The organism is Blautia sp. AM42-2 (assembly GCF_003480245.1).
In the GTDB taxonomy this organism is placed as follows: domain Bacteria; phylum Bacillota; class Clostridia; order Lachnospirales; family Lachnospiraceae; genus Fusicatenibacter; species Fusicatenibacter saccharivorans.
This window is the reverse complement of sequence record NZ_QUIM01000007.1, coordinates 14518-26483: the sequence shown is the minus strand read 5'-3', so window position 1 is coordinate 26483 and position 11966 is coordinate 14518. Positions and strand designations below refer to the sequence as shown.

General features: G+C 51.5%; 9 protein-coding genes and 1 riboswitch. Of the genes, 3 read left to right on the top strand and 6 right to left on the bottom strand.

What is annotated here, in order from left to right; genetic code table 11:
* The first annotated feature begins 67 nt into the window (after positions 1–67).
* Positions 68–2455, top strand: a complete 2388-nt coding sequence (locus DW915_RS09360; RefSeq protein WP_055265751.1) for a glycoside hydrolase family 31 protein — start codon at positions 68–70, stop codon at positions 2453–2455.
* 137 nt (positions 2456–2592) lie between these two features.
* Positions 2593–4083: a glycerol kinase GlpK gene (gene glpK / locus DW915_RS09355; protein ID WP_118742024.1), complete on the top strand. Its 1491-nt coding sequence runs from the start codon at positions 2593–2595 to the stop codon at positions 4081–4083.
* A gap of 86 nt (positions 4084–4169) precedes the next feature.
* Here the strand turns inward: glpK and thiC are convergent, their stop codons facing one another.
* The 6 genes from thiC to DW915_RS09325 form a co-directional block, all read right to left on the bottom strand.
* Entirely contained in the window at positions 4170–5477 is a 1308-nt protein-coding gene (gene thiC / locus DW915_RS09350; RefSeq protein ID WP_022461338.1) for a phosphomethylpyrimidine synthase ThiC, read from the bottom strand.
* A 25-nt stretch (positions 5478–5502) separates the two neighbouring features.
* Complete coding sequence (thiD, locus tag DW915_RS09345; protein ID WP_118742062.1) at positions 5503–6282, bottom strand: bifunctional hydroxymethylpyrimidine kinase/phosphomethylpyrimidine kinase; 780 nt, start codon at positions 6280–6282, stop codon at positions 5503–5505.
* Positions 6283–6397: 115 nt separating this feature from the next.
* The gene (gene thiE / locus DW915_RS09340) at positions 6398–7042 is read right to left on the bottom strand and encodes a thiamine phosphate synthase (protein ID WP_055226936.1); all 645 of its coding nucleotides are present in this window, start codon (positions 7040–7042) and stop codon (positions 6398–6400) included.
* Complete coding sequence (gene thiM, locus DW915_RS09335) at positions 7029–7850, bottom strand: hydroxyethylthiazole kinase (RefSeq protein WP_022461341.1); 822 nt, start codon at positions 7848–7850, stop codon at positions 7029–7031. The genes thiE and thiM overlap by 14 nt, the downstream gene beginning before the upstream one ends.
* 126 nt (positions 7851–7976) lie before the next feature.
* Positions 7977–8088: riboswitch (TPP riboswitch) on the bottom strand.
* A gap of 377 nt (positions 8089–8465) precedes the next feature.
* Positions 8466–9443: a Gfo/Idh/MocA family protein gene (locus DW915_RS09330; RefSeq protein ID WP_118742023.1), complete on the bottom strand. Its 978-nt coding sequence runs from the start codon at positions 9441–9443 to the stop codon at positions 8466–8468.
* 21 nt (positions 9444–9464) lie between these two features.
* Positions 9465–10421, bottom strand: coding sequence for a ketopantoate reductase family protein (locus DW915_RS09325; protein WP_118742022.1), 957 nt, complete (start codon positions 10419–10421; stop codon positions 9465–9467).
* A gap of 383 nt (positions 10422–10804) precedes the next feature.
* Here DW915_RS09325 and DW915_RS09320 point away from each other — a divergent pair, with 383 nt between their 5' ends.
* Positions 10805–11812 carry an ABC transporter substrate-binding protein gene (locus DW915_RS09320; protein ID WP_118742021.1) on the top strand — a complete coding sequence of 336 codons (1008 nt, stop codon included), beginning with the start codon at positions 10805–10807 and terminating at the stop codon, positions 11810–11812.
* The last annotated feature ends 154 nt before the right edge of the window (positions 11813–11966 follow it).

The window sequence follows — 11966 nt, the reverse complement described above, 5'->3', positions numbered from 1 at the left end:
TTGCCACAGGTTCCCGTTCTCAAAATACGGCAAAAACCGGTAAGAGTAAGAAAGGGGAAAACAAAACATGAAACCATATCTGAAATTGGAGACACATCCGCTTGCAGACCCGAAGAATGTAGTAAAGGGCGATAAATATCGTATCACGGTACTGACGGAGCATCTTCTTCGGCTGGAATACAGTGAGGACGGTGAATTTATCGATGCGGCATCCCAGACGGTTGTAAACCGTGATTTTCCAGCAGTGGAATTTTCCGTCAAAGACACAGGCGATGAGCTGGAGCTGCGCACAAAGTATCTGCAGCTGAATTACAACAAAAAGGCATTCTCTGCAAACGGACTTTCCTGCAAAACAACGGCAGTCGGCATCAGTTCTGTACCGGCATGGCATTACGGAGATCCGACACAGGATCTTGGAGGAACGGCCCGTACGCTTGATCAGGTCAACGGAGCATGCGAACTGGAACCTGGTATCATGTCCTGGTTTGGTTCCGCTGTTCTGGATGATTCGAAGTCGCTTCTGATGACAGAGGACGGTTGGGTGACCCCGAGAAAGAAAGGAGTGCAGGATCTGTACTTCTTCGGCTATGGCTGGAATTTCCGCCTGGCATTAAAGGATTTTTACCACCTTTGCGGCAAAACTCCGATGCTTCCGAGATTTGCACTCGGAAACTGGTGGAGCCGTTACTGGCGTTACAGTGAAGCATCTTATATGAAACTGATGGAAGACTTCGACAAAGAGAACGTTCCATTCTCGGTTGCTGTTATCGATATGGACTGGCACCGTGTAGACGATGTGGATCCGAAATACGGCAGCGGCTGGACCGGCTACAGCTGGAATAAAAAACTCTTCCCGGATCCGGAGCGTTTTCTTGGAAAACTTCATGCACGCGGCATGAAGACAACACTGAATGTCCATCCGGCAGACGGAATTCGTGCGTATGAGGACTGCTATCCGGAAGTAGCAGAGGCTATGGGAGTGGATGCAAAAAAAGAAGAGCCGGTCAATTTTGACATTGCGGATCCGAAATTTGTCGATGTATATTTCGAAAAAGTCCATCATCCGATGGAAAAAGAGGGCGTCGATTTCTGGTGGATTGACTGGCAGCAGGGACAGAGTACCAAGATCGAGGGTCTTGATCCGCTGTGGATGCTGAATCACTATCATTTTCTTGACAGTGGAAGAGACGGAAAACGTCCGATGACCTTCTCCCGCTATGCAGGACCGGGCTCCCACCGCTATCCGGTCGGATTTTCCGGAGACACCCACATCACCTGGGAATCCCTGGATTTCCAGCCATACTTTACCAGCACAGCCTCCAACATCGGCTACGGATGGTGGAGTCATGATATCGGCGGCCATATGCTCGGTTACCGTGACGATGAGCTTGAAGCAAGATGGTATCAGTACGGAGTCTTTTCTCCGATCAACCGTCTGCACAGCTCTAACAGTGCCTTCAGTGGAAAAGAGCCTTGGAACTTCAGTATGGAAGTGCGCAGCACAATGGATGATTTCCTTCGTCTGCGTCATAAACTCGTACCGTATCTGTACACGATGAACTACCGTGCATGGAAAGAAGACACACCGATCGTTGTTCCGATGTATTATGATTACCCGGAGACGGTTTTCTGGGGCAAAAATCAGGCACCGAATCAGTACTTCTTCGGAAGCGAGCTGATGGTAACACCGGTGACAACGAAATGCATTCCGGAGCTGAAGCGTGCAAAAACAAAGGTGTGGCTGCCGGAAGGTACGTGGTTTGATTTCTTCAACGGAATGATTTACGAGGGTGGCAGAAGTATGGATCTGTACCGTACGCTCGAGGAGATCCCGGTTCTTGCGAAAGCAGGTGCGATTATCCCGATGACAGAGAAGATCAGTGCGCTGGATGTAGAATCCAACCCGGATGAGCTGACGGTACGCGTTTACGCGGGCGCGGACAATACATTTGCCCTGTACGAGGATGACAATACTACCATGGCATATGAGAAGGATGACTGTGCAAAAACATCGATGACGCTCGATTGGGGTGCGCGGAAATTTACGATTGCACCGGTTGAGGGCAATCAGAGCCTCGTTCCGGAAAGCAGAATGTACTGCGTAGAATTCGGCGGAAGTACGGCAAAAGAAGCGAAGGTCTTTGTAAACGGCGTGGAAGCGGATGCAGAAGTCAAAGAGAAAGACGGACTTCTTACGATCGCGGTAACAGATGTAAAACCGCAGGATACCGTGACAATCTGTCTGCCGGAAGATACGGAGATTGCAAAGAACGATGTCATGACACGTGCGATGGATCTGCTGCTGCACGCCGAAATCAGCTACATCACCAAAGAGCAGATCGCAAATCTTCTTCACAAAGCAGACGGAAAGGTGGCAATTCTGGCTGCAGAGCTGCAGAGCATGGAACTTTCAAACGATCTGCGCGGTGCGCTGCTGGAGATCATTACGGCATAAATTGCTGCAGAAAAACACGATTTGATTTACAGAAAAAGAATTCTGTGATACGATACATACAAAGAAAAGGAAGAGAGCGTGGCAGTGGATTCTGTCAGGCTCTCTTCTTGAAATGTGAGACAGGAGGATTTTTAAACGTGGGAAAATACATCATGGCACTTGATGCCGGCACAACGAGCAACCGCTGTATTCTGTTTGATCAGAAAGGACAGATCGTAAGCCTTGCGCAGAAGGAGTTTACCCAGCGTTTCCCGAAACCGGGCTGGGTGGAGCACGATGCCAATGAAATCTGGTCCACGATGCTCGGTGTAGCCGTGGAGGCAATGCAGAAAGCGGGCGCGTCCTACGAGGATATCGCGGCAATCGGCATCACAAACCAGAGAGAGACGACGATCGTCTGGGACAAAAAGACGGGAGAGCCGGTCTACAATGCAATTGTATGGCAGTGCCGCAGAACATCGGAATACTGCGATTCCCTGATGGAGCGCGGACTGGTTGACCGTTTCCGGGAGAAAACAGGTCTTGTGATTGATGCGTATTTTTCAGCCACGAAGCTGAAATGGATTCTAGATGAAGTTCCGGGCGTGCGCGAGCGGGCGGAGCGAGGCGATCTCTATTTCGGAACGGTGGAGACGTGGCTGATCTGGAAGATGACAAAGGGAAAGGTACATGTCACCGATTACACCAACGCGTCCCGTACAATGCTGTTCAATATCCATACACTGAAATGGGATGAGGATATCTTAAAAGAGCTGAACATTCCGCTCTGTATGCTGCCGGAAGTCCGCCCGTCGAGCTGTGTCTACGGGGAGACGGCATCCACATATTTCGGCGGCCCGATTCCGATTGCGGGAGCAGCGGGAGACCAGCAGGCGGCGCTGTTCGGCCAGACCTGCTATACGCCGGGCGAAGCGAAAAATACATACGGAACAGGCTGCTTCCTGCTGATGAACACGGGAGAAAAGCCGGTTTCTTCGACACACGGTCTTGTTACCACGATTGCATGGGGCATCGGGGACAAGATTACGTATGCGCTCGAGGGATCCATTTTCGTCGGCGGAGCCGCAATCCAGTGGCTGCGCGATGAGATGAAGCTGATCGAGTCCTCGGCGGATTCCGAGTACATGGCGCAGAAGGTGAACGACACGAACGGCTGCTACGTCGTGCCGGCGTTTACCGGCCTTGGCGCACCGTACTGGGATCAGTATGCGAGAGGAACCATTCTCGGCCTGACCCGCGGCGTCAACAAATACCATGTGATCCGCGCAACGCTCGAATCCATTACGTATCAGGTAGATGATGTGTTAAAAGCCATGGAGGCAGATTCCGGTATGAAGCTCTCTGCGCTGCGTGTGGACGGCGGAGCAAGCGCCAACAACTTCCTGATGCAGTGCCAGGCGGACATCAGCCAGGCGCCGGTGGAGCGGCCATGCTGCATCGAGACGACCGCGATGGGAGCAGCTTATCTTGCGGGACTCGCCGTCGGCTACTGGCCGGATCAGGAGACGGTAAAACAGAACGGAGCCATTGACCGTACATTTGAGCCGGAGCTCTCGAAAGAGGAGCGCGATGAGAAGATGAACGGATGGCACAAAGCAGTCCGTTACGCCGAAGGATGGGCGAAATAGAAAAAGATTTTGGAAATGCAGAAAAGGAACGGTTTCGTAATGAAAACCGTTCCTTTTCGCGTACTGTGACTTCTTGTCTACTGATGTTAAAGAATGTCGATATGTTCGCCGTTTAAAGCTTTGTTCATGCTTCGCACGGCACAGAATTTACCGCACATCGAGCAGGTATCTTCCTGTTCCGGCGAGCGGTCAGCACGGATGGCTTTTGCGGTCTCCGGGTCCAGTGCACAGTCCCACTGTGCTTCCCAATCGAGCACGCGGCGGGCGTCTCCCATCTTGTCGTCAATATCACGCGCATGCGGCACGCCTTTGGCAATGTCGGCAGCGTGTGCGGCGATTTTGCTTGCGATGATGCCCTGCTTTACGTCATCGAGGTTCGGAAGAGCCAGATGCTCTGCCGGCGTTACGTAGCAGAGGAAAGCAGCGCCGTTCATAGCGGCAATTGCGCCTCCGATGGCAGCGGTGATGTGGTCATAGCCCGGTGCGATATCGGTTACGAGAGGTCCGAGAACATAGAACGGAGCGCCCATGCAGATGGTCTGCTGTACTTTCATATTGGCCGCAATCTGATCCATCGGAACGTGGCCCGGTCCCTCAACCATAACCTGAACGTCTTTCTCCCAGGCACGTTTGGTGAGTTCGCCGAGGCGCACCAGCTCCTCAATCTGGCAGACATCCGTTGCGTCGGCAAGGCAGCCAGGACGGCAGGCGTCGCCGAGAGAAATGGTCACATCGTATTCACGGCAGATATCGAGAATCTCATCGTAATACTCGTAGAACGGATTCTCCTCGCCGGTCATGCACATCCAGGCGAACACGAGGGAGCCGCCGCGGGAAACAATATTCATTTTCCGTTTGTGTTTGCGGATCTGATCGATGGTTTTTCTGGTGATGCCGCAGTGCAGGGTGACGAAATCGACACCGTCCTCGGCATGGAGGCGGATGACGTCAATAAAATCTTTGGCGGTCAGCGTATCCAGGTCTCTCTGGTAATGGATCACACTGTCATATACCGGCACGGTGCCGATCATAGCCGGACATTCGGAGGTCAGTTTCCGCCGGAACGGCTGCGTATTACCGTGGCTCGACAGGTCCATGATGGCTTCTGCGCCCATATTGACCGCGGAGAGTACCTTCTGCATCTCCACATCGTAATCTTTACAGTCTTTCGAAACACCGAGATTTACATTGATTTTCGTGCGCAGCATCGAGCCGATGCCCTCCGGATCGATGCAGGTGTGCAGCTTATTGGCCGGAATGGCAACCTTTCCGCTGGCGACGAGCGGCATCAGGTCTTCCACGGCCATATACTCTTTTTCTGCGACTTTTTTCAGCTCCGGTGTTACAATGCCGCGGCGTGCGGCGTCCATCTGTGTTGCGTAATTGCGTTCCATCTGTTGTTCTCCTTTATTTTCAAAATCAGATCCGGTAAGCGTGGTTCAGCGGTCCTGAGCCGTGGCCGAGATCCATCATGCTCGCGAGTGCGCCCGAAATATACTCTTTTGCGGCGGAAATGGCATCCGGAAGGGAAAGCCCCTTTGCGAGCCCCGATGCGATGGCGCTGGAGAGTGTACAGCCGGTGCCGTGTGTGTTCGGATTGTCGATGCGTTTTCCTGTGAACCAGGTAAATGTGCCGTTGTGATATAAAAGATCGTTGGCATCATTGATACTGTGGCCGCCCTTTAACAGAACGGCACAGCCGCAGGAATCCCCGATCTCTTTTGCGGCGTGTTCCATATCGCTTTCCGACTGGATTTTGATGCCGGAGAGAACTTCTCCCTCTGGGATATTCGGTGTGATGACTTCGGCCAGAGGAAAGAGCAGTTTTTTCATCAGGTCAGGCACGCCGCCCGAAGCGAGCGCGGAGCCGCTTGTAGCGACGAGGACCGGGTCCACAACGATGTGTTTGGCCTGGTAGAAGCGAAGCCGTTCGGAGATGACTTCGATCAGTGCCGGGGAGGATACCATACCGATTTTGACGGCGTCCGGGAAGATGTCCGTAAAGACGGCGTCAAGCTGTGCGGCCAGAAACTCCGGTGTTACATCGAAAATACCGGAAACTCCGGTGGTGTTCTGGGCGGTGAGTGCGGTAATTGCCGACATGGCGTAAACTCCGTTTGTGATCATGGTTTTGATGTCTGCCTGAATGCCGGCGCCTCCGCTGGAATCACTTCCCGCGATTGTTAATGCTGTTTTCATGTTTTTCGCGTCCATGAGAATTACTCCTTTGCATTACTTTTCTTTTTGGACAGGCGACAAAGAAAGTGGTGCCCCCAGTCTGCCGCCTGGTGTGAGGATGAATGGTTACGTAAAATTATTTGTTTTCCAGCATGCGCAGAGTCTGTTCTTTCAGATCCTTCGTTGCGGAAACAATGTCTTTCTGTGCAAAAATGGCACTGATGACGGCGATGCCGCAGATGCCGCTGCCGGAAAGCTCCGTCACGTTATCGCGTGTGATGCCGCCGATGGCGATGACAGGGATTTTAACGGCATTGCAGATAGCAGTCAGCGTTTCGTGGCTGACATCCTCCGCATCCGCCTTGGAACCGGTGTGGAAGACTGCGCCGACGCCGAGGTAATCTGCCCCGCGCTGCTCGGCGAGAATGGCCTGTTCCACGGTCTGCGCCGAAACGCCGATGATCTTGTCCGGGCCAAGCTTTGCACGGACATCGCCGGCCTCCATATCGCTCTGGCCGACATGAACGCCGTCCGCATCCATCTTAGCTGCGATTTCCACGTTATCGTTGATGACGAAAGGAACATGGTATGCGGCACAGAGTTTTTTCAGTTCCAGTGCCTCTTCCATAAAGTGATCCTGGTCAAGATTTTTTTCGCGGAGCTGGATAAACGTTGCGCCGCCCTGCAGAGCCTTTTCCACCTGGCTGTACAGTGTCTCGCCGTTCAGCCAGCTGCGGTCTGTCACAGCATATAAAAGCAGGCCTTTTTTATCGCACTTCATACTTTGCACCTTTCTCCAGCGTCTCGCCGTCCATGTGGTAGATGGCGTCGATGATGCGGTTCCGGTAGGTGGAGTTGCCGTCTTCCGGTTTCATATGGCTCCAGCCGATCTCGCCGGCAAGTCCCATCGCGCAGACAGCGGCAGCAGCGGCTTTTAACGGCTCGTCCGGGTTGGCAACGAGGTAAGCGGTCATCATGCCGGAGAGCTGGCAGCCTGTTCCGGTGATGCTTCCCATCTCGGCGCGTCCGTTGCGGATCACGTAGCAGGTGTCAGCATCGGCAACGAGGTCGATCGCTCCTGTGATGGCGACAACACAGTTGTGGTCTTTCGCAAAGTTTTTTGCAAAAGCAACGGCGCTGTCGAGGTTTTCGTCTGTTACTTTATCGGCAACGTCTGCGTCAACACCCTTTGTCGTTCCGCTTCCGAGTGCCAGTGTTTTGATTTCGGAAATATTTCCGCGGATGACGGTGAACGGGATTTTTTCCATCAGTCCGACTGCGGTCGAAGTACGTAAGTGGCTTGCGCCTGCGCCGACTGGATCGAGCAGGATTTTGTGGCCGAGCGAAGCTGCTTTTGCACCGGCACGGTACATGCCGTCGATGCTCGTTCTGTGCAGCGTTCCGATGTTGATGTTCAGACCGCCGCAGATGGAGGTGATATCCTCGACATCCTCCGGTTCATCGGACATGATCGGGCTTGCGCCGCATGCCAGCAGAATATTGGCGACATCGTTTACTGTAACGTAATTTGTGATGTTGTGTACGAGAGGGGTTGTTTTTCTGACATTGTCAAGACAAGTGCCTAACATAATTTTTTGTTCCTCCTGTGTGAGTATTTTTGCAGAAGCAAATTCCCTTGCGGTACTGGAAGAACCTGTTGATGATGTGTTCATAGAGATTAAAAAAGCAGATATACGTGGAGGTATATCTGCAGAAAATGTGCATATCGTATCTCCCTACGTTGGCATTACCCAAATCAGGTTCAGGGTCTAGGAGATGCATCCTACTCTCAGCCCGCTTCGCACGCGAGCTCCCCTTTGCTTTCTGCAGACAATTATATACGCATAAAAACAATTGTGCAAGAGAAAAACGGAAGATTTTAAAAAATTTCAGAAAAATAAAAAAGACATGCAAAATATTGGAAATGTAATGTTATTTGGGTTGAAAGAGAAAATAATATCAGCGTAAAATGAAGTATAAAATATGCGTGGAAGACGGATGAAACGATGGAAGAACAAAGAAGCTTGAACTCTACCAGGACAGCCCGGAATACACCTTCGACCTGATCCTCGTGGACGTGCATATCGCAAAGCCGATTGATGCGGAATTACTGAAAAAGAAAATTGCAGAGTATTGCAGGTGAAAAGAAGTGCCCCTGCCCGGCATCTGATGTGTGCCGGGCAGGGGATTTTGATGTGCGAATCTTATTTTTCTTCCTCCGGGTACGTATAGCCCCAGGTTCTGCGGAAGGAGGTCATCAGATCCATGACGTCCTTCGTGTAGTCGAGGTGCATGGCAGATGCATCTCCATTGATGGCGCGTTCCATGTCGGCGAGCTCATAGGCGAGTGCATCGGCGTTGTCACCGGCTTTGATGATTTCGGATTCGCCGGTGGAAGCGTCTGTGATTTTTGCTTCCCAGGCACGCGGGTACTCCATGATCTCGATAAATCCGTTCTCACAGGAAACCATGCCGCGTTTCGGCTGTTTGGAGTGGAGAGAGAGCATCACACTTGCCATCTGTCCTTCCTGATTGGTGAGAAGGAGGCCGGCCTGCTCGTCCACACCGGTCGGAGCGGGCTTTACCTGGGAAAGGAGCTGATCCGGCTTGGAGTCGAAGAACCAGCGGATGAAGGAGAGTGCGTATACGCCGATATCAAGCATCGCGCCGCCTGCGAGATTCCGGTTGAAGAAGCGGTTCTTCATGTTGTACTCTTTGAAACTGCCGAAGTTCATCGTGATCAGATTGACTCTGCCGAGACGGCCGGAGTCGAGAATTTTTTTCAGTTCTTTGTAGATCGGCATATGGTAAATCGTCATTGCCTCTCCGATGATGACACCTTTTTCTTTCGCAAGCGCTATGGCCTCGTCGAGCTCGTCACTGTTCAGCGTAATCGATTTCTCAACGAGAATGTGTTTTCCATTGGCAATCGCCTCTTTCATAAAGCCAAGATGCGTGTTGTGCGGCGTCGTGATATAAATGACATCGACCTCCGGATCGGTAAACATCTCATGGAAATCATCGTAAACTTTTCCAATTCCATATTTCTCCACAAAAGCAGCCGCCTTCTCATGGGTCCGGTTGCCGACCGCGTAAATATTCTTTCCGTTTTTCTGCAGTGCGACCGCCATTTCATTTGCAATCACACCGCATCCGAGTACAGCCCATTTGATTTCTTTCATCGTTAGATTCTCCTATCGTATCTATTTCGCCCAGAGCGGTTCTTCGCTTCCGCTGTAGTCAAACCGTCCGTCGTTTTTCTCTTCCAGTGCTTTGATCATATGGTACGTAAATTCATTGTAAGGCGTTGGAATTCCAAGCTCTTTTCCCATGCGGATCAGCGCACCCGAGAACATATCAATTTCCGTATGGCGTCCCGCATCGAGATCCTGGAGCGTCGAGTAGCGCGCCGTCGGCGGAACCGCACTTCCGCGTCCCGAGGAGACATCCGCCTTGCTGATATCAATTCCCTTTGCCTCCGCAATCGCCATCAGTTCTGCGCGGAGTCCGTCGCTGATCGCCTTCATATGCACACTGTCGCGGTAGCAGCCGACCCCGGCACCGAGAATAGCCTGCGGCAGGTTATTGCAGACATTCAGCCGGAATTTGCTCCATATTTCCTCTAAAATACAATCGGTTGCCCGGTAATGCAGCCCTGTGCCGGAGAACAGATCCAGAACAGCCTGCACACGCTCACTGTCGTACGGCGCCGAAACTTCGCCGAAAATGATGCCGAGCGTCGCCTCAGGGTTGAAAACGTAGCCGTCATTCTCTTTATGAGAAGCTACTTTGATAACAGCATGAAGCAGATGCTCCGCACCGACTTTTTCCGCGATGATCTCCTCACTGTCCACGCCGTTCATCAGACTCATGATCACAGTATTCTCGCCGGTAACGGCAGTAATATTGTCAAGAGCCCCCGGCAGTGCGCCGTATTTGAGCGAGACGATCAGAAAATCCACGCCGTGTGCCTCTTCCGGTGTCCATACCTCCGGGTGATAAACCGTATCGTTAATTTTGCATCCTTTGTTTTTCAGACGCTTCGCCCGTTCCCCGGACGCGATAACGCCAAGCCGGATGTCCTTTTTCTCCGAAAGCCCCCAGATCACATAAGACCCAACCGCTCCGGCGCCCAGAACAGCAACTGATTTTATTTTCATAATAGCCTCCTTTGTAACTGTTTGAATTACCCTTACTATAACAAATTTTGCGGAGATCCTCAATTTGTTTTTCAAAATAGAGAATTTCGGAAAAGGAAGCCAACGGCGTCCGCGGCGAATTCCAGATCAACTACGCTTGCGGCTTCGCCTTCTCCGGCGACTACCCCGAAGCCTCCATCTCCGATCTGCTGCACGAGGCAGATCTGAAAATGTACGAAGACAAAATCCGGACGAAAGAAGAACAGAAGGCAAAAGAAAAACAAGAGAAGAAATAAGAAACGAAGGAGAAACGAAATTCGAACATTTCTCCTTCGTTTTTTGCACGCATTTTTACCGGGAAATCATATTCTAAGGTTAGAATGAAAAAACAGGAGAATCTGTTGATGAAAGGAAAATGGCTGACAGGTGCGCTTGTACTGGCAATGGCGGCAGTGACGCTGGCGGGATGCGGGGCAAAAGATGAGACAAAAGAAAAAGTGGAGCAGGTGACATTAAATGAGGTTGCCCACTCCATTTTTTACGCCCCGCAGTACGTGGCAATTGAGGAGGGGTATTTTGCGGACGAGGGCATTGATCTGACGCTGATGACAGGATTTGGTGCAGATAAAGTGCTGACGGCGATGATTTCCGGCGAAGCGGATATCGGGTTTATGGGGGCGGAGGCAACCGTCTACGCGTACCTCGAGGGAACCGCAGACCCGGTTGTGAACTTCGCGCAGCTGACGCAGCGGGCGGGAAACTTTGTTGTGGGAAGAGAGAAAGACAATTCGTTTACCTGGGAGAAATTGAAAAACAAAGAGGTATTAGGGGGAAGAAAAGGCGGTATGCCGGAAATGGTCTTTGAGTATGTTCTGGCGCAGAAAGGGATTGATAAAAAAGACGTAAATATCAACCAGAGCATCGATTTTGGTTCCACAGCTGCCGCGTTCTCCGGCGGGCAGGGGGATTATACGATTGAATTTGAACCGTCCGCGACACTGCTCGAGCAGAAGGGCGACGGCTATGTCGTGGCATCGGTCGGAACGGAATCCGGGTATGTGCCGTATACGTCGTACAGCGTCAAACAGAGTTATCTGAAAACGCACGGCGCAACCGTAGAAAAATTCACGAAGGCACTGCAGAAGGGAATGGACTTCGTGCAGACGCACACACCGGAGGAGATTGCAGAAGTGATTGCGCCGCAGTTTGCAGAAACCGAGCTGGAAACCATCACCGCGATCGTGCGCCGCTACTATGAGCAGGATACGTGGAAAGAAAATCTGATCTTTGAGGAAGAAAGTTTTGATCTTCTGCAGGAGATTCTGGAGCAGGCGGGAGAGCTGGAGAAAAAGACACCGTACAAGACACTCGTGACAACAAAATACGCCGAAGAGGCCGCCGCCAAAGGCTGATTCCGGCGGAATAGAAAAGCGAAAAAAGACAGAAAAAGACACTTTTCGACATTCGTCGACAAACAGCGACATTTAATTCGAAAAAAATAAAGAAAATTGCAAAAGAAAAGCAGAAAAATAGAGAAAAAGTATTGCAAAAAAGTAAATTTTGTTG